This window comes from Actinomadura sp. NPDC047616, from assembly GCF_040642915.1.
Taxonomy (GTDB): Bacteria; Actinomycetota; Actinomycetes; order Streptosporangiales; family Streptosporangiaceae; genus Spirillospora; species Spirillospora miaoliensis.
Map to the genome: position 1 here is coordinate 175,240 of NZ_JBEYTB010000014.1, position 26,425 is coordinate 201,664.

The 26,425-nt window shown below is 72.0% G+C and carries 24 protein-coding genes, 1 other RNA gene and 1 pseudogene; 4 read left to right on the forward strand and 22 right to left on the reverse strand.

Annotated elements, in window-relative coordinates; translation table 11 throughout:
• Positions 1-12: 12 nt before the first annotated feature.
• Positions 13-804 carry a hypothetical protein gene (locus ABZ801_RS30005; RefSeq protein WP_360704093.1) on the reverse strand — a complete coding sequence of 264 codons (792 nt, stop codon included), beginning with the start codon at positions 802-804 and terminating at the stop codon, positions 13-15.
• A gap of 353 nt (positions 805-1,157) precedes the next feature.
• Here ABZ801_RS30005 and ABZ801_RS30010 point away from each other — a divergent pair, with 353 nt between their 5' ends.
• Complete coding sequence (locus ABZ801_RS30010; protein WP_360704096.1) at positions 1,158-1,682, forward strand: hypothetical protein; 525 nt, start codon at positions 1,158-1,160, stop codon at positions 1,680-1,682.
• Between the two features lie 49 nt (positions 1,683-1,731).
• On the opposite strand, the gene ABZ801_RS30015 is transcribed toward ABZ801_RS30010, so the two are convergent.
• The 12 genes from ABZ801_RS30015 to ABZ801_RS30070 all read right to left on the reverse strand — a co-directional run bounded on the left by ABZ801_RS30015 (position 1,732) and on the right by ABZ801_RS30070 (position 12,898).
• Complete coding sequence (locus ABZ801_RS30015; RefSeq protein ID WP_344954510.1) at positions 1,732-2,184, reverse strand: cysteine dioxygenase family protein; 453 nt, start codon at positions 2,182-2,184, stop codon at positions 1,732-1,734.
• A 206-nt stretch (positions 2,185-2,390) separates the two neighbouring features.
• Complete coding sequence (locus ABZ801_RS30020) at positions 2,391-2,639, reverse strand: MerR family transcriptional regulator (RefSeq protein WP_360704099.1); 249 nt, start codon at positions 2,637-2,639, stop codon at positions 2,391-2,393.
• Positions 2,640-2,698: 59 nt separating this feature from the next.
• Positions 2,699-5,380, reverse strand: a complete 2,682-nt coding sequence (acnA, locus tag ABZ801_RS30025) for an aconitate hydratase AcnA (protein ID WP_360704102.1) — start codon at positions 5,378-5,380, stop codon at positions 2,699-2,701.
• 41 nt (positions 5,381-5,421) lie between these two features.
• Entirely contained in the window at positions 5,422-5,748 is a 327-nt protein-coding gene (locus ABZ801_RS30030; RefSeq protein WP_360704105.1) for a putative quinol monooxygenase, read from the reverse strand.
• A complete protein-coding gene (locus tag ABZ801_RS30035) occupies positions 5,736-6,809 on the reverse strand; it encodes an Ldh family oxidoreductase (protein WP_360704108.1) in 1,074 nt (357 codons plus the stop codon). Before ABZ801_RS30035 ends, ABZ801_RS30030 begins: the two co-directional genes overlap by 13 nt.
• Entirely contained in the window at positions 6,806-7,444 is a 639-nt protein-coding gene (gene otnC, locus ABZ801_RS30040; protein WP_360704111.1) for a 3-oxo-tetronate 4-phosphate decarboxylase, read from the reverse strand. Before otnC ends, ABZ801_RS30035 begins: the two co-directional genes overlap by 4 nt.
• On the reverse strand, positions 7,441-8,691 hold the full coding sequence (otnK, locus tag ABZ801_RS30045; RefSeq protein ID WP_360704114.1) for a 3-oxo-tetronate kinase: 1,251 nt from the start codon (positions 8,689-8,691) through the stop codon (positions 7,441-7,443). The genes otnC and otnK overlap by 4 nt, the downstream gene beginning before the upstream one ends.
• A complete protein-coding gene (locus tag ABZ801_RS30050; RefSeq protein WP_360704117.1) occupies positions 8,688-9,395 on the reverse strand; it encodes an aspartate/glutamate racemase family protein in 708 nt (235 codons plus the stop codon). The genes otnK and ABZ801_RS30050 overlap by 4 nt, the downstream gene beginning before the upstream one ends.
• The gene (locus tag ABZ801_RS30055) at positions 9,395-10,474 is read right to left on the reverse strand and encodes an isocitrate/isopropylmalate dehydrogenase family protein (protein WP_360704120.1); all 1,080 of its coding nucleotides are present in this window, start codon (positions 10,472-10,474) and stop codon (positions 9,395-9,397) included. The genes ABZ801_RS30050 and ABZ801_RS30055 overlap by 1 nt, the downstream gene beginning before the upstream one ends.
• Positions 10,475-10,510: 36 nt before the next feature.
• The gene (locus tag ABZ801_RS30060; protein WP_360704123.1) at positions 10,511-11,689 is read right to left on the reverse strand and encodes an ABC transporter ATP-binding protein; all 1,179 of its coding nucleotides are present in this window, start codon (positions 11,687-11,689) and stop codon (positions 10,511-10,513) included.
• Positions 11,690-11,713: 24 nt separating this feature from the next.
• Positions 11,714-11,860 carry a hypothetical protein gene (locus tag ABZ801_RS30065; protein WP_360704126.1) on the reverse strand — a complete coding sequence of 49 codons (147 nt, stop codon included), beginning with the start codon at positions 11,858-11,860 and terminating at the stop codon, positions 11,714-11,716.
• A gap of 42 nt (positions 11,861-11,902) precedes the next feature.
• The gene (locus ABZ801_RS30070; RefSeq protein WP_360704129.1) at positions 11,903-12,898 is read right to left on the reverse strand and encodes an extracellular solute-binding protein; all 996 of its coding nucleotides are present in this window, start codon (positions 12,896-12,898) and stop codon (positions 11,903-11,905) included.
• A gap of 236 nt (positions 12,899-13,134) precedes the next feature.
• Between ABZ801_RS30070 and ABZ801_RS30075 the strand changes: the two genes are divergently transcribed.
• From ABZ801_RS30075 to ABZ801_RS30085, 3 genes are all read left to right on the forward strand, one after another.
• Positions 13,135-13,851, forward strand: a complete 717-nt coding sequence (locus ABZ801_RS30075) for a GntR family transcriptional regulator (RefSeq protein ID WP_344954484.1) — start codon at positions 13,135-13,137, stop codon at positions 13,849-13,851.
• A gap of 116 nt (positions 13,852-13,967) precedes the next feature.
• Positions 13,968-14,693, forward strand: a complete 726-nt coding sequence (locus ABZ801_RS30080) for a haloacid dehalogenase type II (RefSeq protein ID WP_360704132.1) — start codon at positions 13,968-13,970, stop codon at positions 14,691-14,693.
• Between the two features lie 135 nt (positions 14,694-14,828).
• Positions 14,829-16,079, forward strand: a complete 1,251-nt coding sequence (locus ABZ801_RS30085) for an aromatic acid/H+ symport family MFS transporter (RefSeq protein ID WP_344954480.1) — start codon at positions 14,829-14,831, stop codon at positions 16,077-16,079.
• 59 nt (positions 16,080-16,138) lie between these two features.
• Here ABZ801_RS30085 and ABZ801_RS30090 read toward each other — a convergent pair whose 3' ends face one another.
• The 9 genes and pseudogenes from ABZ801_RS30090 to ftsE all read right to left on the reverse strand — a co-directional run bounded on the left by ABZ801_RS30090 (position 16,139) and on the right by ftsE (position 25,891).
• The gene (locus tag ABZ801_RS30090) at positions 16,139-17,125 is read right to left on the reverse strand and encodes an MBL fold metallo-hydrolase (protein ID WP_360704135.1); all 987 of its coding nucleotides are present in this window, start codon (positions 17,123-17,125) and stop codon (positions 16,139-16,141) included.
• A gap of 701 nt (positions 17,126-17,826) precedes the next feature.
• Positions 17,827-18,723 carry an HD domain-containing protein gene (locus ABZ801_RS30095; RefSeq protein WP_360704138.1) on the reverse strand — a complete coding sequence of 299 codons (897 nt, stop codon included), beginning with the start codon at positions 18,721-18,723 and terminating at the stop codon, positions 17,827-17,829.
• Positions 18,724-18,819: 96 nt separating this feature from the next.
• A pseudogene (locus ABZ801_RS30100) lies at positions 18,820-18,969 on the reverse strand (transposase); the annotation flags it as partial.
• 552 nt (positions 18,970-19,521) lie between these two features.
• Positions 19,522-19,894: a transfer-messenger RNA gene (gene ssrA, locus ABZ801_RS30105) on the reverse strand.
• A 343-nt stretch (positions 19,895-20,237) separates the two neighbouring features.
• Positions 20,238-22,262, reverse strand: a complete 2,025-nt coding sequence (locus tag ABZ801_RS30110) for a penicillin-binding transpeptidase domain-containing protein (protein WP_360704141.1) — start codon at positions 22,260-22,262, stop codon at positions 20,238-20,240.
• A 9-nt stretch (positions 22,263-22,271) separates the two neighbouring features.
• Positions 22,272-22,745 carry an SsrA-binding protein SmpB gene (gene smpB / locus ABZ801_RS30115; RefSeq protein WP_344954472.1) on the reverse strand — a complete coding sequence of 158 codons (474 nt, stop codon included), beginning with the start codon at positions 22,743-22,745 and terminating at the stop codon, positions 22,272-22,274.
• 4 nt (positions 22,746-22,749) lie between these two features.
• Positions 22,750-24,018, reverse strand: a complete 1,269-nt coding sequence (locus ABZ801_RS30120; protein WP_360704144.1) for a S41 family peptidase — start codon at positions 24,016-24,018, stop codon at positions 22,750-22,752.
• A 106-nt stretch (positions 24,019-24,124) separates the two neighbouring features.
• Positions 24,125-25,030, reverse strand: a complete 906-nt coding sequence (gene ftsX, locus ABZ801_RS30125) for a permease-like cell division protein FtsX (protein ID WP_344954468.1) — start codon at positions 25,028-25,030, stop codon at positions 24,125-24,127.
• A gap of 171 nt (positions 25,031-25,201) precedes the next feature.
• Complete coding sequence (ftsE, locus tag ABZ801_RS30130) at positions 25,202-25,891, reverse strand: cell division ATP-binding protein FtsE (RefSeq protein ID WP_285492260.1); 690 nt, start codon at positions 25,889-25,891, stop codon at positions 25,202-25,204.
• Positions 25,892-26,425: the final 534 nt, after the last annotated feature.

Here is a 26,425-nt window from a genome sequence, read left to right on the forward strand (position 1 = left end):
CTCGGTATGCGATCATGGTGTGATCCACGTCCCCCTTCGTGCGTTGAGGGTGATGCGGCGGGCACCGTGCGCGCGTGGGCCCGCGACCTGCTCACCCCGGACCGCTGGGGCTGGAGCGCCCGGGGCCCGTCCGCGGTGCCGGTGAAGATCGTGCGAGCGCCGCTGCGAACGCTCGCCTGGGCGATCGCCTATCCGTTCGTGCTGCTGGTGGCGATCGTCTCCGTCGGCGCGTGCGTCGGGCTGTTGCTGGACGACACCCCCGCCGATTTCGAGACGCGCCTGATCGGCCTGTGGCTCGTCGTCGTGCTGTTGCTGCCGGCCACGCTGGCGGCGCAGATCGGCCGGATGCTGCTGCGGCCGAGGCTGCGGGTGCTCGGCGACGAGATCGTCATCCGTGACAGCGTGCTGCTGTGGAAGGCGGCGCGGATCCGGCGTGAGGACGTCGCCGCCGTGCGTCCCACCGGCGACGACCCCGGCGGCCACCTGGGCGTCGGCGGGCATGCCGAACTGACGCCGTTCCGGGAACCGCTCAACCTCGACCTCCTGCTCCGCACCGGCGTGCGCCTGCCCGGACGGCGCCGCAGATGGGGCAACTGGCTCTGGCTCCCGCATCGGGGCCTGGACCGGCGCCTGGCCGACCGCCCTCTCCTGCCGCGGCGCGGCGAGCAGTACCGCCGGATCTCCCTGCGCGTCCGCGACCCGGAACGGGTCGCCGGCGACCTCCAGCGCTGGCTGGGCGTTCCGGAGACGTCGCCCCGCCGGCCGGGATTCGAACCGGCCGACCATTTCCTGCGGGGCAGGCACGCCGTCCACAACGGAACCGGCGACCAGTCCCTCACGATCAAGGGGACGTCTCCGCAGCCCGTGCTCGCCGAGATCAGCAACGACGGCGCTCCCCGCGTCCGCGTCCTCGCAGGCCGCAGCGGCCTGCGCCAGGGGGCGCCGCTGGCGTCGGTCCCCCGTGGCGCGTCCGCCGCCCGGCTCGTCGTCGACGACGAGACGCGGCTGCGGCGGGCGCCTGGACGGTCACGCTCGGCGGCCCGGAAACGGCCCGCGCGTTCGACCGGACGATCTCCGGCCGCGGATCCGACGTCGTCAGGTACGAGGGGCCGCCGGGAATCGGCATCCTCACCGGAGGCGGCCGGGAGGTCGGGGAGATGCTCCTGCGCGGCTCCGATCTCGCCCTTCGCCACAGCCTGGGTCAGGTCGTCCCCGCCGAGCGGCGGGGACCGGAGCCGGCCGCCCTCGCTTCCCTCTGCTCGTTCGCCGTCCCGTCCGGAGCCGTCCTGGAACTGCGCGCGGACGGCGACTGGAACATCGAGATCCTGCCGCTGCGGCAGATACCGGGCACCCCGGACCTGCTGGAAGGGCCGGGAGCGGACCACGTCCACACGTTCGACGATTCCGTGCAGGGCGCCCACCCGGCGGTGCTGCTCTACACCGGCCCCTCGGCGCGGCTGGAGACGTCCTTCCTGGGGGAGGGCGCCTTCGCCGTCCACCGTCTCGCCGAAGGGCTCGCACCGGCCGCCACCGGCGGCGATGAGCCGATCGACCTGCAACCGTGGACGCTGCTCCAGGTCAGCACCGACGGCTCCGGCCGCTGGCGCCTGCGCACGACCGCCGTGGGGAGCACGGCTCGCCCCGCCGCATCAGGACTTCAGGAAGGCTCGCCCTCGCGGTGACGGCCGGTACCCGTGCCGAGGCTCTCCCCGAGCCCGAGTTCCTTCCGGGTCACCACTGCTCGGCGCTCTCCTCGGCCAGCCGCACCAGACCGGAGTCGGTGCGCTCGTAGCGGTTCATCACCGACAGCGGCGGCGAGTACACGTGCACGCTCACGGCGGGCGCCGTCGAGGTGTTGCGCACGTCATGGATGTAGTCGGGGCCGAACGCGCGGGTCTGCCCGGTTCCGACCTGCCGCGTGCCGCCCAGGTCGTCCTCCTCCAGCTCGCCCAGCGCGACGGCGAACGCGCCGCGCGAGCCGCCGTGGTCGTGCAGGCCGGTGGCCTGGCCGGGCAGCCAGCTGATCAGCCAGACCTCGTGCTCCTCGTCCTGGTGCAGACGCTCGTACCAGCGCCCGTCGGGGTTGAGCCGCACGCGCCACAGCCAGTCGCCCGGGGCGGCGGCCAGGGCGCCGGCCATCTCGGCCAGCTTGTTCGCGGCGGGCGCGGTCGTGCTCACGGTCATCTGCTCTGAATCCCTTTCCTCGTCGCTTCGGCTCGGCTCAACGCACGGCGCGGCGACACAGGTCGCTTGCCTGCCGCCGGAAGTCGATGTGCAGGCGCGACCAGAGAGGAAGTCCGGGACGCATGGCGACCAGCATACCGCTTTCCGGACCATGCCAGTCGGAATTGTGGATTGACCCTTCCGGCCCCCGGGGTCCAACCCCGGCTTCAGGTGACGGTGAACAGCGCGGACAGCAGCCCCCACACCCGCAGCAGTTCGGCGATCTCCTCCAGCGGCAGGCCCAGGTCCTTGGCCACGCCGATGAACGCCAGCCGCTCGACGGCGTCCTGCCCGTAGACGCGGTATCCCGCGGGTGTGCGGTCGGCCGGCAGCAGCCCCGCGGACTCGTAGAGCCGCAACGTGGTGGCCGGGACACCGGTCCGTGCGGCCAGCTGGGATATCCGCATCGTCGTCATGTCCCGACGCTAGACCTTCGACCCGGCTCGAAGGTCAAGCCGCAGGCGCGCGGGTGCGGTCACGAGCCGCCGGGGGCGGGTGGCGAGGCCAGCGCACGCAGCACGTAGGGCATGACGCCGCCGTGGAGGTAGTGCTCGACCTCGCGGGGGGTGTCGAGCCGTACCCGCGCCTGGAACGTGACGTCTCCGGCGTGGACGGTGACGTGCGGGGGCACGACGCCGTCGTTGAGGGCGGACAGGCCCGTGACGGTGACGGTCTCCTCGCCGGTCAGGCCGAGTTCGTCAGCGCCCTGGCCGGGTGGGAACTGCAGCGGCAGAATGCCCATGCCGACCAGGTTGGAGCGGTGGATGCGCTCGTAGGACTCGGCGATGACCGCCTTGACGCCGAGCAGGGCGGGGCCCTTGGCGGCCCAGTCACGGGACGATCCGGTGCCGTAGGCGGCTCCGGCGACGACCACCGTGGGGACGCCCGCGTCCCGGTAGGACAGGGCCGCTTCGAAGATGGACGTGACCCTGCCGCCGTCCAGGAAGTCGCGGGTGAGGCCGCCCTCGGTGCCGGGGGCGACCTGGTTGCGCAGCCGGACGTTGGCGAAGGCGCCGCGCATCATGACCTCGTGGTTGCCGCGGCGCGAGGCGTAGGTGTTGAACCGGTCGGGGGTGACGCCGAGCCGGGTCAGGTGCCGGCCGGCCGGGCTGCCGGGAGGGATGGCTCCCGGCGGTGACATGTGGTCGGTGGTCACCGAGTCGCCCAGTTTGACCAGGATGCGGGCGCCGACGATGTCCTCGGCGGGGCGCGGCCGGGACGTCAGGCCGTCCAGGTAGGGCGGGCGGCGGATGTAGGTGGACGCCTCGTCCCAGGGGAAGGTCTCCGACTCCGGCGCGTCCAGGCGCCGCCACCGGTCGTCGCCGCCGAAGACGTCGGCGTAGCGGCGGGCGAACATCGCCGGTTCGAGCGACGACGCGACGACGTCGCGGATCTCGGCGTCGGCGGGCCAGATGTCGCGCAGGTGGACGGGCCGGCCGTCGGAGCCGACGCCGAGCGGCTCGGTGAGCAGGTCGACGTCCATCGTCCCGGCGATGGCGTAGGCGACGACGAGCGGAGGGGACGCCAGGTAGTTCATCGCGACCTCCGGCTGGACGCGTCCCTCGAAGTTGCGGTTGCCCGACAGCACGGCGGCCACGGTGAGGCCGTGTTCGCGGACCGCCCGGGAGACCTCGTCCACCAGTGACCCGGACGCGCCGATACAGGTCATGCAGCCGAACCCGGTGAGGTGGAAGCCGAGCGCCTCCATGTGGCGGGTGAGATCGGCCTTGGCGTAGTAGTCCATGACGACCCTGGACCCCGGGGACAGGGTGGTCTTGACCCAGGGCCGCCTGGTCAGGCCCCTGGCGACGGCGTTCCTGGCCAGCAGTCCGGCCGCCACCATCACGGCGGGGTTGGAGGTGTTGGTGCAGGAGGTGATCGCGGCGAGGGCGACGGTGCCGTGGCCGAGGCGGTGTTCGGTCCCGTCCAGCACCACCGGCACGCCGGCCGCCGCGTCCGCCGAGCCGGGCAGCGAAGCCCGGAACGAGGACTTGGCGGCGGTGAGCGGCACCCTGTCCTGCGGGCGGCGCGGCCCGGCGACGGACGGGACGACCGTGGACAGGTCCAGCTCGACCTCCTCGGTGAAGGCGATCCGCGCCGAGGCGTCGTGCCACATCCCCTGCTCCTTGGCGTACGCCTCCACAAGGGCGACCTGGTCGGCGTCGCGGCCGGTGAAGCGCAGGTAGCGAAGGGTCTCCTCGTCGATGGGGAACAGGGCGCAGGTCGAGCCGTACTCGGGGCTCATGTTGGAGATGGTGACGCGGTCGGCGACGGGCAGCGCGGTGACCCCCGGGCCGTGGAACTCCACGAACTTGGCGACCACGCCGTGCCCGCGCAGCAGCTCGGTGATCGTCAGCACCAGGTCGGTGGCGGTGGCGCCGGGCGGCAGCTGTCCGTGCAGCCGGACGCCCACGACGGCGGGCAGCGGCATGGCGATCGACTGCCCGAGCATCGCGGCCTCGGCCTCGATGCCGCCGATGCCCCAGCCCAGGACGCCCAGCCCGTTGACCATGGTGGTGTGCGAGTCGGTGCCCAGGCAGACGTCGGGGAACGCCCACCCGTCCCGCACCATCACCACGCGCGCCAGGTGCTCGACGTTGACCTGGTGCATGATGCCCGTGCCCGGCGGGACGACGGTGAAGTTCCGCAGCGACTTCTGTCCCCATTTGAGGAACCGGTAGCGCTCGCGGTTGCGTTCGTATTCGAGTTCGGTGTTGCGGGCCAGGGCGTCCGGCCGGCCGAACACCTCGGCGATCACCGAGTGGTCCACCACCAGTTCGGCCGGGATCAGCGGGTTGACGTGGGACGGGTCGCCGCCCAGGGCGACCATGGCGTCCCGCATGGCGGCCAGGTCGACCAGGGCCGGCACGCCGTTGGTGTCGTGCAGGAAGACCCGGGCGGGCCGCAGCTCCAGCACCTGCGACGCGGCCCGGTCCGGTCGCCACTCCGCGAGCGCCCGGACGGCGGAGGCGGAGGCGGCGCCGTCCTGGTGGCGCAGCAGGTTCTCCAGCACGATCTTCAGGCTGTACGGCAGGTGCGCGGGGGCGAGGTCGGCGACGCGGTGGATGAGCAGCCGCCGGTCCCCCACGCGCAGCGTCGCGCGGGTGCCGAACGCGTCGTGCGCGGACGCGGCCGTTGCGGTGGGGGCGGAGCTCATGGTCTGCCTGCCTCTCCTGGTGGTTGTCGGGTCGTGGACGATCAGTGGGAGCGGGGGCCGTCGGGGATGCCGTCGGGGAACGCCGGTGCGCAGAATCTGTTGACGTGCCCGCCTTCCGCCAGGCACTCGGCGGCCACGGCCTTCCAGGCCGCGTAGTGCGGGGCGGAGCGGTGCTCCCGGTAGAACGCCGCCTCGTCGCGGTAGATCTCGTACAGGACGAACTCGTACGGGTCTTCGGCCGTGCGCAGCACGTCGAACCGCAGGCATCCGGGTTCGCGGCGGCTGGCTCGCGCGTTGGCCTGGATACCGGCAAGGAACTCGTCGAGCCTGCCGGGCCGGACCCGGAGCGTGACGATCACGACGAACATCGGGGCTCGGCCTCCCGCGGATCGGGCAGGCCGAGCATGCCGGCCGCGTCGATGCCGCACGAGCGGGCCAGGCGGTCCAGGTCGCGGCGGGTCTTGGCGGGCAGCGCGACCCCGTGCCGTGCGGCGGCCTCGGCGTTGCGGTCCTCGATCTCGCCCGGGTAGAAGATCTCGTCGACGCCGGGGGCGCGCGGGACGGCCTTGGTCAGGTCGATGAGGTCGTGGAGCCGCCGGTCGAACTCCTGCCGGTCCATGAACGCGTCCACCCGCAGGGCGATCAGCAGATGGCCGCAGCCGCTGCGCCGGTCGGGCACGTAGGGGCCGGTGACGCCGGTGGCGTAGGAGCTGCCGGTCAGGACGCCCGACAGCACGTCCATCATGAAGGAGATGCCGTAGCCCTTGTGACCGGCCATGGGCAGCACCAGGCCGTCGAGGGCGGTCCGCGGGTCGGTGGCCGGGGCGCCGTCGGGTCCGATGGCCCAGCCGTCCGGCAGGGTCTCGCCGCGTTCCAGGGCCGCGTAGATCTTGCCGCGGGCGACCGTGGTGTTGGCGATGTCGAGAACGACACCGCCGGGCACGGCGATCGACCAGGGGTTCGCGCCGACCGTCTTGGCCCGCCCGCCCCAGGGCGCCATGGCGGGGCTGCCGTTGGTGGTGAGGATCGCGACGCAGCCCTCGTCCGCCATCATCCGCGTGAAGTAGGCGGCGGTGCCGAAGTGGTTGCTGTCGCGGACGGCGACCGCGCCGACGCCGTGTCCGCCGGCGCGGCGCACGGCGTCGTGGGCCGCGCGGGCGGTGACGACCTGGCCGACGCCGTCCCGGCCGTCCAGCACCGCGACGGCCCCGGCGTCGACGACGGTCGCCACCTCGGTCACCGGCCGCATCGCTCCGGAGCGGATGCGCTCGACGTACCAGCCGAGCCGCAGCATGCCGTGGGACGGGTGGCCCCACATGTCGGCGGTGACCAGGCTGTCGGCGACCAGGGCGGCGTCGTCGTGCGGGACGCCGACCGAGGTGAGGATGCGGCTGCCCAGCTCCACCAGGTCACGGACGGGGACGGTCATCGGCGGCTCCCGGCGGGCGTGCCGTGCCGGGCGTGCAGGCCGGCCACCTGCTCGGGGGTCAGCGGCCGGGTGGGCTGGTCGCGCAGCAGCAGCCACAGGCGGGCGGTCTCCTCCAGTTCCTCGATGGTGTCTGCGGCGGCGGCCAGGTCGGCGCCGGCGACCACCGGGCCGTGGTTGGCCAGCAGGAAGGCGTGGGCGGTGGCGGCCGTGCGTTCGGCGAGCGGCTCCAGCGCGGTGTCGCCGGGGGCGTGGTAGGGCAGCAGCGGCAGCCGTCCCACCCTCATGGCGTAGTAGGCGGTCAGCGGCGGCAGCGCGTCGTCGGGATCGACCTCGGCGTGACACGACACGGCGACCGAGTAGGTGCTGTGCAGGTGGATCACGGCGCCCGCGCCGGGCCGGGCCCGGTACACGGCGGCGTGCAGGAACGCCTCCTTGGACGGGCGCGGGCCGGACAGGTGGGTTCCGTCGAGCCCGACCAGCGCCAGGTCCTCGGCGCTCAGCGACGCCAGCGACCCGCCGGTCGGGGTGACGAGGAACCCCTCGTCCACGCGGACGCTGAGGTTGCCGGTGCGGCCGTGGGTCAGCCTCCGCGCGAACAACGACGCGCCCAGCGTGACGATCTCTTCACCGATCATTCGGTCTCCTCCATGGCCCGGACGAACAGGTCGTTGCGGCCGAAGTTGCCGGACTTGAGCAGCAGCGCGAGGCGGAGTTCGCCGGTCGTCAGGCACCAGGGCACGCCGCGGTCGGCCTCGCCGGTCACGATGACCGAGCCGATCCCCAGGCCCCGGACGACCGCGCCGGAGGTCTCTCCCCCGGCCACGACGATCCGGCGGACGCCCAGGCCCACCGCGTGCCGGGCGGCCTCGGCCAGCGCCTGTTCCAGCACCTCGCCGGCGCGGGCGTCGCCGCGCCCCCCCGGCGCGGCCGAGGAGTACACCATGACGGGGCCGCGCCCGGCGTGGGCGTCCAGCCATGCGCGTACTCCGGCGGCCAGCTCGTCGGGGGCGCCGTCTGGGTCGAGCCGGTAGGACGGGAACACCTCGCGGGCGTGCTCGACCTGCGCGAGCGTGGCGGCGGAGCAACTGCCGCTGAGCACGATGCCCGGCCCGCGCGGCAGCGGCGGCGTCTCCTCCCGCTCGGCGGCGCCCGCCCCGGTGAGCAGGTGCCCCACCGCGCGGGCCAGCCCGGCGGCACCGGTGACGACCGGCAGGTGCGCGGTTCCGGCGGCCAGGGCGGTCAGATCCTCGTCGCAGGTCGCGTCGGCCACGACATGGCGGACGCCCCGCCGTCCCAGCTCGTCCAGGGCGGCGCGGACGGCGGCCCCGCCCCGCCGGACCGTCCGCAGCGGCAGCAGGCCGACGGGATGCGGGGTCTGCCGGGACAGCACGGCCACCAGGTCGGGGTCGGTCATCGGGGTCAGCGGATGGTGCCGCATCGGCGACTGCGACAGCAGCCGGTCACCGACGAACAGATGTCCCTGGTAGACGGTGCGGCCGTGCTCGGGGGCGGCAGGGCACACCACCGTCTGGGCCGTCCCGGCGGCGTCCAGCACGGCGTCGACGATCGGGCCGATGTTGCCCTCGTCGGTGGAGTCGAACGTCGAGCAGTACTTGACGTACAGCCGGGGCACGCCGTGACCGGTCAGCCACTCCCGCACGGCCAGCGACGCGGACACCGCCTCGGCGACCGGCGCCGTCCGCGTCTTCAACGCCACCACGACCGCGTCGCACTCCGGCGGCGGCGCGTCCGCGTCCGGTCGTCCGAACAGCAGCGCGGTGCGCAGCCCCGCCCGCCGCAGCGCGGCGGCGACGTCGGTGCCGCCGGTGTAGTCGTCGGCGACGCACCCGAGCAGCGGCCCCCGTCGCGACGCGATGGTCATGACGCCGCCGCCGGAGTGAGCAGCCGGTGCCGCAGTGCCCGCGCGGCCATGAGCGGCGGGCTGAGCACGGGGACCGGCAGCCGCCCGGCCAGCGTGGAGTGCACGGGGGTCAGCGAGTACTGGCCGATCACGAACGCGTCCACCGTCCCGGCGTGGGCGTCGGCCGCGGCGGTGAGGGCCTCCAGCAGCCGGTCATGGTCGCCCGCGGACGCCGCGTCGGCCGCTCCGGCGGCGGTCACGCCCACCACCCGGGTCGGCGCCGCCCCCGGCGGCCCGGTGGTGCGGGCGAGCACGGCCTCAAGGCGCCGCACCGAGTCGGCGACGGCCGAGTCCAGCGAGCCGAGCACCGCCACCCGGCGCGGCCGCCGGGCGGCGACGTCGCCGAACATCGCCTCGTCCGAGCCGGTCACCGGCACCGGGTACAGCCCGCGCGCCACGTCCACGACCGGCCCGTACATCGAACACGACAGCAGGACGGCGTCCGCGCCGCCGCGGACGGCGTAGTCGATCAGGGCGAGCATGCGGCGGCGCAGCGCGGGTGTCATGCCGCCGGCGGCGTCGGCATCGGTCACCAGCCGGTCGTCCAGCAGGTGCCAGGGCCGCGCCTCCGGGAAGCCGTCCCGCAGGCCCCGCGTGGCCGGGGCCATCGAGGCAGGGGTCGCGTTGACGACCGCCACCGTGAACGAGGTCCGCTCCGCTGACATCACAGCCGCTTGATGGTCGCCGCGACCGACTGGGCGAACTCGCGGGTCCCGGTGGTGCCGCCCATGTCGGGGGTCTTGGTGCCGGCCCGCACGGTCGCCGCCACCCCCTGCTCGACCAGGGCGGCGGCGGTCCGCAGCGCCTCGTCGTCGTGGCGGCCGCCGAGCCACTCCAGCAGCATCGCGGCCGACAGGATCATCGCGGTGGGGTTGGCCTTGTCCTGCCCGGCGATGTCGGGGGCCGAACCGTGCGCCGCCTGGGCCATGGCGCGCTCGTGCGAGGCGTTGATCGACGGTGCGATGCCCAGCGACCCGGCGATCTCCCCCGCCAGGTCGGACAGGATGTCGCCGAACATGTTCTCGGTGACCACCACGTCGAAGTCGGCGGCGCGGCGCAGCAGGTGCACGGTCATCGCGTCGATGTGGTAGTCGTCCACGGTCACGTCGGGGTAGCCGGCGGCCACCTCCCGGCACACGTCGCGGAACAGGCCGGTGGTGAGCCTGAGGACGTTGGCCTTGTGCACGATGGTGACCTTGCCGCGGCGCCGGCGCGCCAGCTCGAACGCCTGGCGGGCGATGCGTTCGACCGCCGGGCGGGTGATGATGCCCATCGCGATCGCCACGTCCGGGGACGGCATGAACTCGCCGGTGCCCTTGTAGGTGCTGCGGTCGGCGTAGAAGCCCTGGGTGTTCTCGCGGACGATCACCAGGTCGGTGCCCGGCACGATGGCGTCGGCGTCGTCGAGCGCCTTGGCGGGGCGGATGTTGGCGAACAGGTCGAAATGCTTGCGGATGGTGCCGCTGGGGTTGAGCCTGGAGCGGTGCGGCTCGGGGTAGGCGGCGCTGTCGTGCGGCCCCAGCAGCCAGCCGTCCAGTTCCGCCAGCGTCTCCAGGGTCGCGGCGGGGACGGCGTCGCCGTGCTCGTCGATGGCCGCGCGTCCCAGCGGCAGCTCGATCCATTCCACGGCCCCGGCGCCGGCGGCGGCGAGCGCGGCGTCCACGACCTGCACGGCCGCGGGGACGATCTCGGGTCCGATGCCGTCGCCCGGCAGGACGCCGAGACGGTAGGTGTCGGTGGTCACAGTGGTGGTGTCCTTCGTGTCAGCCGGACTCGGGTGTCAGCCGGAAACGGTGGTGAGGGCCTCGACGTCGGGAGACACGACGTCGGTGGTCGGGTACAGCAGGCAGACCGCGGGGTCGACGGCGAGGGTGATCTCGCCGGTCAGGCCGGGACGGCCGGTGGCGACCTGCACGGCCTGGTCGCCGAGGCGCACGTCGTACTCGAAGCGCGCGCCGACGTAGGAGCTGGACAGCACGGTGCCGGTGAGGACGTTGGCGTCCGGCGGCGCCGTCCGGCCGGAGGTCAGCACCTTCACGCGCTCGGGGCGGACGGCGACGGTGACGTGCTGCCCTGCGCTGACGTCCGCGGCGCGGGTCCGCACCTTCTGGCCGTTGCAGTCCAGGACGACCTCGGCCCCGGACGCGGTGGCCGCCGCGACCTTCCCGGTCAGGAAGTTGCAGCGCCCGACGAACGCGGCCACCCCGGCGGTCGCCGGTTCCTGGTAGATCTCGGTGGGGCTGCCGACCTGCACCAGGTGGCCTTCGGACATCACGGCGATGCGGTCGCTGAGCGCCAGCGCCTCCTCCTGGTCGTGGGTCACGTAGACGGTGGTGATGCCCAGCTCCTCCTGGAGGCGCTTGAGCCAGGCGCGGGCCTGCTCGCGCAACTGGGCGTCCAGGTTGGACAGAGGCTCGTCGAGCAGCAGCACCGTCGGCGAGTAGACCAGCGCGCGGGCCAGCGCCACCCGCTGCTGCTGCCCGCCCGAAAGCTGGTGCGGGTAGCGGTCGCGCATGCCGGCCAGGCCGACCTTGTCCAGTGCCTCGCCGATCAGCGTGGCCTGCCGCCGCCTGTCGACCTTGCGGATCCGCAGCGGCAGCGCCAGGTTCTGGGCGACCGTCATGTGCGGCCACAGCGCATACGACTGGAACACCATCCCCAGGTTGCGTCCCTCGGGCGGGACGAACGTGCGGGCGGCGGTGTCCACCATCGTCCGGTCGCCGACGGCGATGCTGCCGGTGGTGGGCCGCTCCAGCCCCGCGACGCACGACAGGGTGGTGGACTTGCCGCAGCCGCTGGGCCCGAGGAGGGTGAAGAACTCCCCGTCCCTGATCGTCAGGTCGATGTCGTGCAGCACCGTGGTGGCGGCGAACTTCTTCATGCGGTAGCGGGGCGCGTCGGGCACCGCGCCGCCGGTGGGCGGGCCGGCCGCGCGCGGCGGTTCGATCATCGTTGTCATCGAGATGCGTTCCCTTCGCCCGGGTCAGTGCCCGAGCAGGCCGTTCCACCGGGACACGAACGCCTTGACCTGGTCGCCGGGCACGCGGGCGTACTTGACGAACACGAGGTTCCCCTCGCCGACCTGGCGGACGAGGTCCTGGTAGGTGTGCCGGTCCTCGCGGGCCTCCACGCCCTCCCGGTAGGAGGTGAGGCCGCCCTCGGCGACGGCCCGCTAGCCCTCCTCCGACAGCACGAAGTCGGTGAACAGCTTGGCGGTGGCCGGGTGCGGCGCCTTGGCGTTCATGCCGATGCCCCGGGGCAGCACCACCGTCCCGTCCTTGGGGAAGGCCAGCTTCAGCAGGCCGCCGCTGTTCTCGATCATCGGGTAGGCGGGGGCGGCGCTGATGAAGAACCCGGCGTGGTACTCGCCCGAGATGATCTTCTCCAGCTGGGTGCCCGAGGAGGTCTCGGGGCGGGCCAGCGGCAGGATCCGCTGCAGGGACGTCCAGGCGCCGGGGCGGGCGGCGGTGAAGGCGTGCGAGACGGAGAAGCCGAACGCCCCGTCCACGTCCCGGGTGGTGATCTTGTTGCGGTACTTGCCCTGGTCGCCGGCCACCAGGTCGGCCAGGGCCTGGATGCTCGTGGGCTCCTTGGGCAGCAGCGAGCTGTTGTAGGCGACGCCCAGGGGATCGATCGACATCGCGTGGACGTTCGGCAGCAGGGTGGCGAAGTCGGGGAGCTTCTCCACCTCCGGTGACTTGTACGGCATCAGCGCGCCGGCCTTGGCGGCGAACTCCGCCCACCCCTGGGCGGCGTTGGAGACCAGCACGTCGGCGGGCGACCCGCTGGTGGCCTGCTCGCTGAGCACCCGCTGGAACACCTCGTCGCTGTCGAGGTTGTTGGCGGAGATCTTGGTGACCCACGGGTACTTCCGCCGGAAGTCGCGGAAGATCGGCGCCCAGTTCTCCTGGTCGGTGTTGGAGTAGATGTTGAGCGTCCCGCCCTCCCGCCTGGACGCCTCGATGACCTGGCCGTAGTCCGCCGGGTAGTAGGAGGGCGCCTGCCCGGTCGCCACGACGTTGGCCGGCTGCGCCTCCCCGCCCCCGCAGGCGGCCAGCAGCCCCATGGCCGAGACCGCGGCTCCCAGACTCAGCGCCAGGCGGGTACGGCGGGGCCGCCCCAGGCGGCCCCCGGGGCGCAGCGGCCACCGGATCGACGAAGCAGGCATGGGGGTTTCCCTCCTCGGTCAGGGCGGACCCGTCTCTTGTGACGGCGGCCACTCTGCTTCGTTATAACCTATGACGTCAACCCTCGGAGCGAGAATTTCTCCGCCACCCCTCCCCGTCGATACGACCGGACCAGGCGTTTTGCCCACGCTCCTAGGCAGAGTCGACCACCCGACACGAGCGTTCGGACAACGGCGGTGGTGTAGGCTATAACGGTGACCTACGCGATGGGGGGCCCATGAGCCAGCCGACGGAGCCCATGACCAAGGCCGAGTTCGCCTACGTACAGGTCCGGGAGCGGATCCTGTCGGGCGAGCTCCCCCCGGGGTCGGTCATCGCCCAGGCGAAACTGGCGCGCGACATCGGCATCAGCACCACCCCGCTGCGCGAGGCGCTGCGCCGGCTCAAGAGCGACGGCCTGGTGGACCTGGACGCCCACCGGGACGCCCGGGTGACGCCGCTGACCGCGGAGGAGGCCCGGGACCTGCTGGAGATCCGGCGTTCGCTGGACCCGCTGGCGGCCGCGCTGGCCGCCGAACGCCGCACCAAGGACGACATCCGCGTCCTGCGCGAGTCCGCCCACGGCCTGCGCCCCCTGCCCGGCAAGCCGACGGTCGAACAACTGGTCGCGCACCGCCGCTTCCACGCCGCGATCTACCGCGCCTCCCACAACGACCTGCTCATCACCACCCTCGACGGGCTGTGGGACAAGGCCGACCGCTACCGGCGGCTCGCGCTGGAGGTCGAACGCGGCCAGGCCGCACGTGACAAGAAGGCGGCCGAGCACCAGGCGCTGCTGGACTGCGTCATCGGCGGTGACGCCGAGGGCGCCGCCGCGGTCATGCGCGAGCACATCGACACCAGCCTGGGCGTCCAGGCGGCCCGCCGGCTCCGCGAACCGGCCCACGCACCGGACGGCGAAACCGAACCAGCCCCTCTCCTGCAGGACGCCTGAGAGCGGCCCCGCCTCCCGTAAACAAGCCCGCTCAGTCGTGACCGGAAGAGCACCCGTGCGAGGACGCGGGAGTCAGGTAATGATGGAAGGCCCGGAGCTCGACGAGCGAGGTGCGGATGACCGGCGTTGACGCTGCTTCGATTCGAGTGGTGGCCTGCGACATCTTCGGCACGACCGTCGACTGGCGCACCGGAGTCGCCCGGGAGGTCGCCCGGACGGCCGCCGAACACGGTGTCGAGCTGGACGCCGGCGCCTTCGCCGACGAATGGCGTGACCGCTATCTGCCGTCCATGGAACGCGTCAACCGGCACGAGCGCGACTGGGCCTACCTCGACACCCTGCACCGCGAATCGCTGGACGAACTGCTCGACGTCCACGGCGTCGCGGACGCGTTCCCGGACGCCGCGCGTCGCCGGCTGGTCCACGCCTGGCACCGTCTGCCCGCCTGGGACGACGCCGTAGAGGGTCTGACGCGGCTGCGGCGACGCTATGTGCTGGCCGCGTTGTCCAACGGGGGGTTCGCGCTGCTCACCACCCTCGTCAAGGCCGCGGGACTGCCGTTCGACTGCATCCTGTCGGCCGAGCTCGCCCGGGCTTACAAGCCCGCCGCGCGGGCCTATCTCACGGCCACGGACCTGCTCGACGTCGATCCCGCGCAGGTCCTCATGGTCGCCGCGCACAAGTGGGACATCGACGGGGCCCGCCAGGCCGGACTCGCCACCGCGTTCCTCGAACGGCCGCTGGAGAAGGGCCCCGTCCGCACGGCGGACCGCGCGGCCGACGTCACCAGCGATCTCGCCGTGACCGGCTTCGACCACCTCGCCGACGTGCTCGGCTGCTGACCTGCGGCAACCGCGTTCCCACTGATCGTTTCCAGAGCCCTTCCACCCACTGGAAGACGATCCGCGGCGACGCGCTGACCTGCGGAGAGTATGGACGCCACCCCGTTCCGTGATGCAGTTCACAGGAGGTCGCTCATGGCGTCCCCGTCCCACCCCGCCCGTTCCTGGGCGCTGCCGCTCTGCTGGGCGGCCGTGCTCCTGGACGGCTTCGACCTGGTGGTGCTCGGCACCGTCCTGCCCGTGCTCCTGCGCGAGCACGTCTGGGACCTGACCCCGGGCACCGCGTCGGCGGTGACCACGGTGGGGCTGGTCGGCATGACCATCGGCGCGCTGACGATCGGCGCGATCACCGACATCGTCGGCCGCCGCAAGGCACTGATCGCCTCCGTGATCGCCTTCTCCGTGTTCACCGTCCTGTGCGCGGCCGCGCCGTCGGCCACGGTGTTCGGCCTGCTGCGCTTCCTGGCCGGTCTCGGGCTGGGCGGCTGCCTGCCCACCGCGATCACACTGGTCGGCGAGCACGCCCGGCGGGGACGCAGCAGCAGCGCCACCACGACGATCATGACCGGCTACCACGTCGGAGCCGTCCTCACCGCCCTGCTGGGCATGGCGGTCATCCCGTCGCTGGGCTGGCGCGCGATGTTCGTGATCGGTGCCCTCCCCGCGCTGGTGCTGGTGCCGCTCATGGTGCGATACCTGCCCGAGTCCACCTCGTTCCTGGCCGCCCGCACGTCCGGCGACGCGAAGGCGACCACCGCCGTCACGGTGCGCGCCCTGTTCAGGGACGGCCTGCTGCGCACGACGCTGGCGTTCTGGGTGGCCTCCTTCATGGGGCTGCTGCTGGTGTACGGCCTGAACACCTGGCTGCCGGAGATCATGCGGCAGGCCGGTTACCCGCTCGGCGCCGCGTTGGGCCTGCTGCTCACGCTGAACCTCGGCGCCGTCGCCGGTCTGCTGTTCGCCGGGTACGTGGCCGACCGCAGGGGCGTCCGTCCGGCCACGATCGGCTGGTTCGGCGCCGCGGCGGTGTTCCTGGCGCTGCTCAGCGTCAAACTGCCCAGCGTCGGCCTGTACACGGCGGTCTTCCTCGCGGGCTGCTTCGTCTTCAGCGCGCAGGTCCTGGTCTACGCCGCCGTCAGCCGGGCCTACCCGGTGGCGAGCCGCGCGACCGGGCTCGGCGCCGTGGCCGGGGTCGGACGCATCGGCGCGATCTGCGGCCCCCTGCTCGGCGGCTCCCTGCTGTCGGCCGGGCTCGCCTACCCATGGGGCTTCTACGCGTTCGCCATCATCGGCGCCCTCGGCGCGGCCGCGGTGTCCCTCGCGGTGATCCGCCCCGACAGCGCGACCACCGAGCACCACCCCACCCCGACCCCCGCCCGCACCTGATCACCCGGGCCGTCGCCCACCTCGGGCATCCCGGGCAGTCACCTGCCCGGGATGCCCGCTCAGGAACCGCCGTGCTGGTGCTGCTCGGGCAGGCGGCTGTCCGGATGCACCCACAACAGAACGTTGTCCGGCCGCGTGCCGCGCGCTTCCTGCCACTGCCGCCGGAAGAACGTGAGGATCTCCCGGTCCGAGTGGCGCAGGCTGAAGTGGATCAGGACGAACAGAGTCTCCGGGTGGGCCTCGACCACGGGTCTGAGCTGACTCCACACCGTGTGCCCCACCCGATTCGCGCGGTCGAGTTCGGCGTCGTCGAGGAAAGTGCACTCCGTGATGACGACCGGGTACTCGAAAAGCCATGGGTTGTGCTCGAACACGTCAACGTGCGTGTCACCGAGAAAGGCGAACAGCGGCCGGCGGACCGCAACGTCGACCTCGGCCCCCTCCTCACGCCGCCGGGCCATGATCCGGCCGAACTCGCTGCCCCGCCCCTCCCTCACCAGGGACCGCCGCAGCTCCTCGAACTCCGGCCGCAGCGCCTTGCGCCGCTCCGAGAACGCATATCCCACGCAAGGAACCTTGTGCCGGCACTCCACCACCCGAACGTGATGTCCCCGGCGCCCGAAAACGAACTCGTCGTCCCGCCGGACGCCATGCAGCCGACAGCCCCCCGCCAGCGCGGGGTCGAATCCCGCCCCGTGGTTCAGCTCGGCGGACGCGCGCAGGTAGGACTCCACGTACGGCACCGCCTCGGCGGGCAGGTAGACGTCCGTGCCGGAAGCCTTGGCAGCCAGGTAGTCGAGATCCTTTGAGTGATCGTGGTGCGTGTGGGTCAGGAAGACCGTGTCCACCTGCCGCCCTTCACACAACCCGGCGTCGAGGCTGCACCTCAGCTCGGGGATGTGAAAGAAGGTCTTGTCGTTCGCGCGGGAGTAGCCGGTGAGGGTCAGCTCGGCACCGGGAATGCGCCACGTCTTCCACTGCCGGAAGGGATGTCCCCGCTCCAGTAGTTCGGGGTGGTCGCCCCCTTGCTCCGCAACACGCATCATCGGCGCCTTTCGAGAACAGCCGCGTCAAGTGCCCGCGAGCGTAGCGCCCGCCCCACCCCAAGCACACCGGTTTTCCGCCCCGCCGACATGTCCCGCCCGCCCCCGCAAGCCCATGAATCCGTCCGGGCGCAGTCAGGCGCCCGCTCAGGATCATCGAACGGTTGATCACCGGCTCGGACGAGCCGCACGCCCTGTTACGCCGCGCCCTGAGCGGCATGAACACAACTCCCCGCAGGGCGCGCCGGGCATCCCGTACCACGGCAGGACCGGCCGGGTAGGCCGCTCCCGTCTGCGCCGCCTGTCGCCGCCAGCGGCACGCGGTGCGCAGGTCGGCGAGTTTCGGGACAGCCAGGACCCTTGGCAGGCGGGGGGATGTCGCGGAGCACCCCCGGACGGGGCCGGCGTGGATCACGTTGCGCCAGGGGTCCGCGGCGCATTCCGCGTAAGGAAGGGCCCCCGGCACCGAGCCCAGCGAGAAGATGCGCTCAGGCCGTACGTAGCACCCCGACCAGCTCGTCGACGATCCCAGGGAATACGGCGCGCCGAACGCGGGGTCGCCCCCCACGGACGTCCGTCGAAGCAAATACCCATCGATGCTCCGACCCACCAGCCGAATGATCGGCTGAACGAGGTCGCTCAGATCGCCGCCGTGCCGCGGGCCGACCAGGCCCCCGCAACGAGAAACCCGGCGAACACCTGCATCACTCCTTGAATGGCGCTGCGAGCAGCAGATCCTCGACGGTGGGCACCGAGAAATTGGGAATGTGGCGTCGGCCGACCTCCGCGAAGGGGTGCATGAGCTCCCCGAGCGGCTTTGTGCGGCACAGCGATATCATCGCATCGAGCGCATTTTGCTTGAACTCTTTCCGCGGGAAGGCGGCAAGCACCTCCTCGAGAGCGCCGGACGGAAGCTGCCGCAGATCGTTCCCAGTGAAATCCATTCCCGACCCGACCGAGATCAAGGCGATCTCAGGCCTCTTCCGAGTCGCGATGCCGATGCTGGTGTGCAGGGCGATCGCATCCCAGACGAGCTCCGCCCGTTCAGTCGGCACGCGCCGTTCCCGCAAGAACCGGCGCGCAGCATCAGCGCCATCGACCTCGAACCGCTCAGCCGGGGTCTGGAACGATTCGACCAGCCCGAGGTCATGCAAGACGGCTGCGACGAACACCAGCTCCCGGTCATAGCGAACACCACGCCGGTCGAACACCAGAGAGCCGAAGACATACGTCCGCATGACATGATTGAACAGCGTCTCCGAGTACGCCTGTCGCGCGAACACCGCAGCTTCACGAGCCAATCTACTGTTGGGAATGTGAACTCCCGCGACCACCGATGGCAGAGCGCCGACACTCGGACTGGAAGCGTTGCCACTCGGCACAGATCTCGTCACCGAGGCGTGTGCGGCACTGGACGCCGCAGCAGAAAACGCAGATACCGCGCCGGCGGCCGCAATGCCGGCACTGCGCCGCAACACCGCGCGCCGAGCCACCCCATTCGCGTCATTGCTCTCATCGGTCATGCCGATACCTCCCGTCAGCGGCTGGTGATGAGAGCGTACAAACACCATCACCGCGCCGGACAGCAGCAAAAACGCCAAAGGACGCCTGATTCTCGCCAAGCGGCGGCGACGCAGGATCTCTCCGCCTCTACACGAGCGCAGCCACGAGAAGTCGTGCTTAAGCCTGGCGACTCACTGCCGCCAGGCCGCCCCCAGCAGCGTGGCCCCGACCGCCTCCACCAGCCCGGCGTGGGCATCGGAGATCACCAATGCACCCCCGGCCACCAGGCCACGCAGGAACGCTGGCCAGCCGGCGGTGTCCTCGGCCGAAGTCACCTCCACTCCATGGTGCGCGCCGCGATACCCGAGCCCCGAGAACCGGTGAGTCGACAGCCCCGACCTGCCTTGGGCCGAACCTTCAACACGGCTCATGGACGCATAAGGCCATCCAATGAAGCGGTGGTCCCGCTGCCCGGCAGCGCAACCACCGCTGTCGTCTCCCTAACACAACGAGCCAGCGGGCTCGCCGAGCGCGGGGCCCAACAGGGGTTCCAGGGGGTCGCCCCCTGAGACATCCGGAACAAGGTGAGGAAGCACTCCCAAGGGCGCAGAACCACACGGCGTGAGGGCGAAGCCCACACAGCGGAGGTCCCAGGGAGCCGCGCCCTGACAGAGCCCGAAAGCAGGTGTGGGCGCTCCGGCGGGGCACGGCTGCCTGCCAACGACAGGGGGTTGGAACCGCCCCGAAACGCAGAACGGGCCCTGTGCGGAGGCGAGCGGAGCTCGCCGAGCGCAGGGCCCAAACGGGGGTTCCAGGGGGTCGCCCCCCTGGGAGATATCCGGAACGAGGTGAGGGAAGCGGCCCCCGGCAGGGGCCGCGACCACACGTCGCCCACGAAGTGGAGGTGGCGGGAATCGAACCCGCGTCCTTCGGTGATGAGGCAGGGCTTCTCCGGGTGCAGCCTGCTTGACGTTTTCTCAGCCCCGGCGCTCTCGCAGGCGAGTCGCCGACGGGCTCAGTCGCTGTTAGGTGTCCCTACGCACCCCGCGACCGGGTGCGGAGGTTGAGTCTCCTGATGATGCCGGATCCCGGGTCGGAGACGCTCCCGGGCCGACAGAGTTCGCTCCTCGCTCAGGCGGCGAGGGCGAACTCGGACTGCTTCTGGTTGGCAGTTATTGGTTTGCGGTCACAGGATTTACGAGGTCACGACCGCAACCCTCGACCCGCTTCCCCTGCTTCGACCTACCGAAGTCGAAACCGGTCACCCCCATGTTCAGTTGTCAACCGGGACGCAGGCGTCCCGTCAACTGACGCTACAAGGATAACGCGCTTCGTGCCAAGGGAATTCCCCCGGACAGCGTGATGCCCCGGTGGGCGACGAACGCGCCCACCGGGGCCGACCGGCAGGGTCGGGCCGGTCCGGACGGCAGAGCCTCCCCCGAGACGAGGCTCTGGTCTCATCACGGCGACTGAGTCCGCAACCCCCCAAGCGGTGTCTCAGTCACCTGTAAAGACGAGCGGGAGCCCCCGGATGGTTGCGGCCCCCGGGTAAAGAGATAACAAAGCTGCAACGAGCGTCCGGGAGGTCGTAACGGAGGCGGCGGAGCGGCGATCAGCGGGACGCCCCGGTGGGCGCCGCCGGGATGCCGCCCCGGAAGAACGTCGAGGCGAGCTGGGCGGCGTTGTAGTGGCCCTCCACGGCGATGGCCAAGGCCGTGCCGGAGCGGGAGCCCACGAACCACGACACGACCTTCTCGCGGCCGTTCTCGGTGTAGGTGGCCGTCGCGTACACGCCCGACACCTTGCCTCCGCTCGACACCTCGGCGGCCCGTGCGGTCCCCTGGAACACCGAGCGCCGCACCAGGTCCTTCAGGTCGGACGTGGCCACGGACGGCAGCGTCTGGGCAGGGAATCTCGACGAGGGGTCCTGCGGGGAACGCAGCAGGTACGGGGGCCTCCAGCTGCCCACGTCCACGGCCCCGGCGACCAGGGCCATGGCCAGGGGGCTGACGCGCACCCCGCCCTGCCCGATCGCGATGGCGGCCTTCTCGGCGTCGTTACGGGGCTTCGGCACCGTTCCGGTGAACGCGGGCACCGTCAGGCCCCAGTCCTTGCCCAGGCCGAAGCGCTGCGCCTCGGCCATCAGCGTCGCGGCGTCCAGGCGGGTGCTGAGCTGGGCGAGGGTGGTGGCGCAGGAATAGGCGAAGTTCATCTGCAGGGTCCGCTTGCCGCGGGCCTGGCCGCCGGGGTTGCTGAACGTCTGGCCGCCCACGGTGGCGGTCGCCGGGCACTCGGTCTGCGTGTTCTTGGTCAGACCGCGCTGCAGCAGCGCCTCCGCCGAGACGATGCCGAACGTCAGACCGGGCGGGTAGCTGCCCTCCATCGCCAGGTTGCGGCCGCCCGTCAGCTTGTTGTTGGCCACCGCCAGCACCTCGCCCGTACTGGGGCGCAGGGCGACCATGGACGCCGGCGCGGGCACCCTGGCCAGCGTCTGGTCCGCGCTGTCCTGGTACGTGGCGTCCAGGGTGGTGCGGACGGGCTGCGGCTCCTGGCCGACCCACGAGCGCAGCTCCTGGACGTTGCGGCCGGACGGATCCTGTGCGACCACCCGGACCGTCGGGGTGCCGGCCAGCCACCGCTGCAACAGCAGCTGTATCCCGCTCACACCGATCGTGTCGCCCGGCTGGTAGGGGGCGCCCACCTGCTGCAGCCGGTCGGCGGTGGCGGGGCCGAGCTGGCCGACCAGCTCGGGCGCGGCGTTGGACTGGATCGGCGCCCAGATGGTCTGGACGCGCAGCCCGGAGCTCTGCGGCATCCGCTGGGCGATCGCCACCCCCTGCGGGTGCCGCAGCGTCAGCAGCGGCAGGAACCGCTCCGGCGGCGCCGAGTTGACCCGGCCGACCAGCCGCTCGGTGTCCAGCTTGCGGCCACCGTCGATCTTGGTGACCTTGGTGAGCTGCTCCAGCGTCTTCTCCGGGTCGCGCAACTGCCCGGGATAGACGCCGACGATGTCGGTCCGGACGTTGCGCAGCATGCGCTTGTCGTCGGAGTCGTAGATCGGCGCGCGCGGCGACACCTCGGTCAGCACGGCCAGCCGCATGCCCTGCCGCAGCCGCGGATGGATGATGGACGGGTCCCAGATGACCTTCCAGTCGCCGTCCACCCGGCGCAGCCGCATCCGGCCCTCGTAGGTCCACGGCTGGCCGTTCTCGCCCAGGTCGATCTTCACCGCGAACCGGGCGACCGCGTTGTCGCCGTTCTTGGTGATGGCCTTGGCGGGCGTGCCGCCCGGCTGCACCGGCAGGCCGAGGCCGAGCCGCAGGGACGCCGCGTCCAGCTGGCGGCGCAACTGGCCGAGCTGGGCGGCGACCGCGTTCCGGTCGGCGCCGGTGGTCTTGCGCGCCGCGGCCTTGTAGTTGCCGACCTCCCAGGCGATCAGGAAGTCCCGCACGGTCGGCATCGCGGACGGCTCGGCGAAGCAGCCCGACGTCACGGACGCGACCAGCAGGCCGCATCCCGCCACCGACACCACCCGGCGCGGCGTGGACGACCTGGGACGCCGCCGCCGGCCCCAGCGCCCGCGACCGTGCCGTACGGACTCGCCTGACGCGCTACTGCCCCGACCCGGGCTGCTCATCGACACCCTTCACCGTCTCCTGAACCGTGCCGCGGCCGCCCGCCGCATCTCCCGGTCGGCTTCGCGCTTGGCGATGGCCTGGCGCTTGTCGTAGGTCTTCTTACCACGGGCCAGGCCGATCTCGACCTTGGCCTTGCCGTCCTTGAAGTACAGCGACAGCGGGATCAGCGTCCACCCCGCCTCGTCCGACTTGTCGGCGATCTTGTCGATCTCGCGTCGGTGCAGCAGCAGCTTGCGCGGGCGGCGGGGGGCGTGGTTGGTCCAGGTGCCCTGCAGGTACTCGGGGATGTGCACGTTCTCCAGCCACACCTCCCCGTTCCTGACGTGGGCGTAGCCGTCGGCGAGCGAGGCACGGCCGGCGCGCAGCGCCTTCACCTCCGTGCCCATCAGCACCAGGCCCGCCTCCCACGTGTCGTCGATGTGGTAGTCGTAGCGGGCGCGCTTGTTCTGCGCGATGAGCTTGCGCCCTGTCTCGCGTGGCACGTGATCAGCCTCGGTCCTTGTCCAGCACGCCGCCCGAGCCTCGTTCGGGCAGCGTGGCGAGCAGCCCGCGCAGCACCTCCTGGGCGCGCCGCTCGGCCTCCTTGGGGGGACGGTCCGCGGAGACCGCCACGTCCGGGTCGATCCCCACGCCGTCGAGGTTACGGCCGCTGGGCGTCCGGTAGCGACCGACCGTCAGCTCGATCGCCGATCCGTCGGCCAGCCGGATGGGCTCCTGCACCGACCCCTTCCCGTAGGTACGCGATCCTACGATCACCGCGCGGTCGCGGTCGCGCAGCGACCCCGCGACCACCTCGGCGGCGCTGGCGGTGCCGGCGTCGACCAGCACGACCAGCGGGGTGTCGGCGTCGCCGGGCTGGGTGACGTCGCGCCGCTCGGTGACCATGCCGCGCTCGCCGCGCCGTTCGTAGGTGACCACCGGCCCGCCGGGCAGGAACGCCGAGGCCGTCTCCACCGCCTCGTCCAGCATCCCGCCGGGGTTGCCGCGCAGGTCCAGCAGGACGCCGCCGCGGGGGCTGCCGGGCGCGCCGGTCAGCGCGCCGCGCACCTCGCGGCCCACGCCGCGGGTGAACGCGCCGACGCGGATCATCCGGGCGCGGTCGGCCAGGTCGGCGACGGTGACGTCGCTTCCGGCCACGGGGGTGCGCACCAGCCGGAACCGCTGCGCCGCGCCGTCGCGGTCGACGGTCAGGTCCACGCCGGTGCCCTGCCGGCCGCGCAGCGCCGCCGCGACGCGGCCCGCGTCCCAGCCGGCGACGTCGGCGTCGCCCACCTTGGTGATCACGTCGCCGACCCGTACGCCCGCCCGCTCGGCGGCCGACCCGGGCTGGACGCTGGCCACCCGGACGCGCCGGTCGCCGGGGCCGTCCGGAGCGGCCATGGTGCGCGCGGCCTCACCCGCGGCCGCATCGCCCCCGCCCGTGCCCAGCCACAGCCCGACACCGCTGTAACGGCCGTTCATGCGTCCCTGGAAGTCGTCGAACTCGCTGGCCGAGTAGTAGCGGGCCCACTTGTCGCCGAGGGTGCGCAGCATGCCGTCGATGGCCGCGCGATCCAGCCTGCCGCGGTCGACCGGCTGCGCCGCCGCACGGCCGATGCGCGTCGCCGCCTCGTCCAGCAGCGACGGCGCGGCCGAACCCCGCGCCCGCCGCTCGACGGGAGGCCCGCCGCCGGTGATCATCCCGGCGGCATAGGCGCACACCACCGCGACCACGACGGCCGACACGCGCAGCCCGCGACCGGTCAACCGGAACATGCGGTCAGTTTAAGCATCGCGCCTCCGGCGGAAGGCTCCGGCGGGTCGGTGGGGGCGGCGTGGCGGAACGCCGGGACGCGCGGGGCGTGCCCGCGGCCCGGCACCGTCAGATCTTCAGATAGCGGCGCAGGGTGAGGAACGAGGCGATCGCGCACAGCAGCACGCCGAAGCAGATCGACACGATGGTGACGGCTATCACCGTCCCCCAGCCGAGGTTGCTGGCGAACTGCATCTGGCTCGCCACCCGGTCGACCAGCATGAACTTGCTGAGCACCAGCAGCACCGCGGCGAACAGCCCGCCGATCAGGCCGGCGATCGCGCCCTCCAGGATGAACGGCATCTGGATGTAGGTGTTGGACGCGCCGACCAGCCGCATGATGCCGGTCTCCCGCCTGCGGTTGAACGCCGACAGCCGCACCGTGTTGCCCACCAGCAGCACCGCCGCGATCACCTGGATCAGCGCGATCACCAGCGCGGCCCACTGCAGGCCGCCGAGGATGCGGAAGAAGCGGTCCAGGATCTGCTTCTCGTTGATCACCTGGTCGACGCCGGGACGGGCGAGCATCGCCTGCGCCACCGCCTGGTGCTTCTCCGGATCCTTCAGCCGAATCCGGAACGAGTCGGGAATGTCACCCTCGCGGGTGCTCTGCACGAACCCCGGGGTGGTGGAGAAACGGTCCTTGAACCGCGCCCACGCCTGCGCCTTGCTCTCGTAGTCGACCTTGGCGACCTCGGGCAGCTTCTCCAGGTCCGCCTTGATCGACTGCTTCTGCTCCTCGGTGGCGTCCTGCTTGTTGCACTGCGGGTTGGAGCTGGTCTGGGCGCACAGGAAGACCGATACCTCGATCTTGTCGTACCAGTAGCTCTTGGACGACTCGACCTGGGCCCGCACCAGCAGGCCGGTGCCGAAGAGCGCCATGGCGATGGCGACGGTGATGACCAGGGAGACCGTCATCGTGAGGTTCCGGCGGAGACCGATCCAGATCTCCTGGAGAACGAACTGTACGCGCATGCCTCGCTGTCCTTGATCGCCTGTGCCCCGCCGGGAGCGTGCGTCCGGTCAGGCTCTGTCAGTCTCTTCGGTCGGTCCGGGTAGGTGGGTCTCGTCGGTCGGCGGCGGGCCGCTCCCACGCGACGGGAGGTACGCCCGGAGCCCGCGCCAGGTTCACCGCGAGCGGGCCCGTCAGTACGCCTGGCCGTAGACGCCCCGCGACTGGTCGCGGACGACCCGGCCGTCCTCCAACTCCACGACGCGCTTGCGGAAGGCGTCCACGATGGCGGCGTCGTGGGTGGCCATGACGACGGTGGTGCCGGTGCGGTTGATGCGGTCCAGCACCTTCATGATGCCGATCGAGGTGGCCGGGTCGATGTTCCCGGTCGGCTCGTCCGCCAGCAGGATCATCGGCCGGTTGACGAACGCCCGGGCGATGGCCACCCGCTGCTGCTCGCCGCCCGACAGCTCGTGCGGCATCCGGTGCGCCTTGCCCTCCAGGCCGACCAGGTCGACGACCTCGGGCACGACCTTCTGGATGAAGCGCCGCGGCTTGCCGATGACCTCCAGCGCGAACGCCACGTTCTCGAAGACGTTCTTGTTGGGCAGCAGCCGGAAGTCCTGGAACACGCAGCCGATGCGGCGGCGCAGGTGGGGCACCTTCCAGTTGCTGAGCCGGTTGAGGTCCTTGCCGGCCACGTGCACGTGCCCCTGGGTGGGACGCTCCTCCTTGAGGATGAGGCGCAGGAAGGTCGACTTGCCGGAACCCGAGGGCCCCACCAGGAAGAGGAACTCCCCCTTCTCGATGGCGACGTTCACATGCTGCAGTGCGGGCCTGTTCTGGCTCTTGTAGACCTTGGTGACGTTGTCGAAGTGGATCACGGCGGTTCAGCACCATTCCTGCGAGGGACCCGCGCGGTCACGAACGGGAGGAATCGCGTCTTCCATCTTGTCGCCGCATGAAGCGGACTGTAGTTTGTCAGTAGCGGTTCGTGAGCGGAGGCCGTCGACCCCCGCGGGCCGTCGACCCGGCGGGGCCATGGAGCCGCAGCGTGCACTCCGCGCCCTCGGGTCACCGGCCGACGCCGGTCGAGCGTGCCGCCCTCCGGCCCGTCCGTCAACCCGCCTGGGGCGAGATGATACTCCGCTCGGGGGGAGCCATGGTCGCATGCTGGGGGCATGCTCCCCGGCTCGCTTCGTCTTTCTCCCAGGGGAGCGACCCCCTGGAACCCCCGTCCCGCCCCGGCTGGCGTGGTCGGGAACCTGCAGCTCAATCGCCACTGCGCTCGGCCAGAGCCATGGTCGCATGCTGGGGGCACGCTCCCCGGCTCGCTTCGTCTTTCTCCCAGGGGAGCGACCCCCTGGAACCCCCGTCCCGCCCCGGCTGGCGTGGTCGGGAACCTGCAGCTCAATCGC

What these genes read in the sequence shown, in the direction of transcription:
- ABZ801_RS30050 (WP_360704117.1), bottom strand. Translation starts at nt 9,395, where the DNA reads ATGTCAGCGGAGCGGACCTCGTTCACGGTGGCGGTCGTCAACGCGACC.
- ABZ801_RS30090 (WP_360704135.1), bottom strand. Translation starts at nt 17,125, where the DNA reads ATGATGCGTGTTGCGGAGCAAGGGGGCGACCACCCCGAACTACTGGAG.
- ABZ801_RS30015 (WP_344954510.1), bottom strand. Translation starts at nt 2,184, where the DNA reads ATGACCGTGAGCACGACCGCGCCCGCCGCGAACAAGCTGGCCGAGATG.
- ABZ801_RS30075 (WP_344954484.1), top strand. Translation starts at nt 13,135, where the DNA reads ATGAGCCAGCCGACGGAGCCCATGACCAAGGCCGAGTTCGCCTACGTA.
- ABZ801_RS30070 (WP_360704129.1), bottom strand. Translation starts at nt 12,898, where the DNA reads ATGCCTGCTTCGTCGATCCGGTGGCCGCTGCGCCCCGGGGGCCGCCTG.
- ABZ801_RS30110 (WP_360704141.1), bottom strand. Translation starts at nt 22,262, where the DNA reads ATGAGCAGCCCGGGTCGGGGCAGTAGCGCGTCAGGCGAGTCCGTACGG.
- ABZ801_RS30010 (WP_360704096.1), top strand. Translation starts at nt 1,158, where the DNA reads ATGCTCCTGCGCGGCTCCGATCTCGCCCTTCGCCACAGCCTGGGTCAG.
- ABZ801_RS30120 (WP_360704144.1), bottom strand. Translation starts at nt 24,018, where the DNA reads ATGTTCCGGTTGACCGGTCGCGGGCTGCGCGTGTCGGCCGTCGTGGTC.
- ABZ801_RS30080 (WP_360704132.1), top strand. Translation starts at nt 13,968, where the DNA reads ATGACCGGCGTTGACGCTGCTTCGATTCGAGTGGTGGCCTGCGACATC.
- ABZ801_RS30060 (WP_360704123.1), bottom strand. Translation starts at nt 11,689, where the DNA reads ATGACAACGATGATCGAACCGCCGCGCGCGGCCGGCCCGCCCACCGGC.
- ABZ801_RS30085 (WP_344954480.1), top strand. Translation starts at nt 14,829, where the DNA reads ATGGCGTCCCCGTCCCACCCCGCCCGTTCCTGGGCGCTGCCGCTCTGC.
- ABZ801_RS30020 (WP_360704099.1), bottom strand. Translation starts at nt 2,639, where the DNA reads ATGACGACGATGCGGATATCCCAGCTGGCCGCACGGACCGGTGTCCCG.
- ftsX (WP_344954468.1), bottom strand. Translation starts at nt 25,030, where the DNA reads ATGCGCGTACAGTTCGTTCTCCAGGAGATCTGGATCGGTCTCCGCCGG.
- ABZ801_RS30035 (WP_360704108.1), bottom strand. Translation starts at nt 6,809, where the DNA reads ATGACCGTCCCCGTCCGTGACCTGGTGGAGCTGGGCAGCCGCATCCTC.
- acnA (WP_360704102.1), bottom strand. Translation starts at nt 5,380, where the DNA reads ATGAGCTCCGCCCCCACCGCAACGGCCGCGTCCGCGCACGACGCGTTC.
- ABZ801_RS30030 (WP_360704105.1), bottom strand. Translation starts at nt 5,748, where the DNA reads ATGTTCGTCGTGATCGTCACGCTCCGGGTCCGGCCCGGCAGGCTCGAC.
- otnK (WP_360704114.1), bottom strand. Translation starts at nt 8,691, where the DNA reads ATGACCATCGCGTCGCGACGGGGGCCGCTGCTCGGGTGCGTCGCCGAC.
- otnC (WP_360704111.1), bottom strand. Translation starts at nt 7,444, where the DNA reads ATGATCGGTGAAGAGATCGTCACGCTGGGCGCGTCGTTGTTCGCGCGG.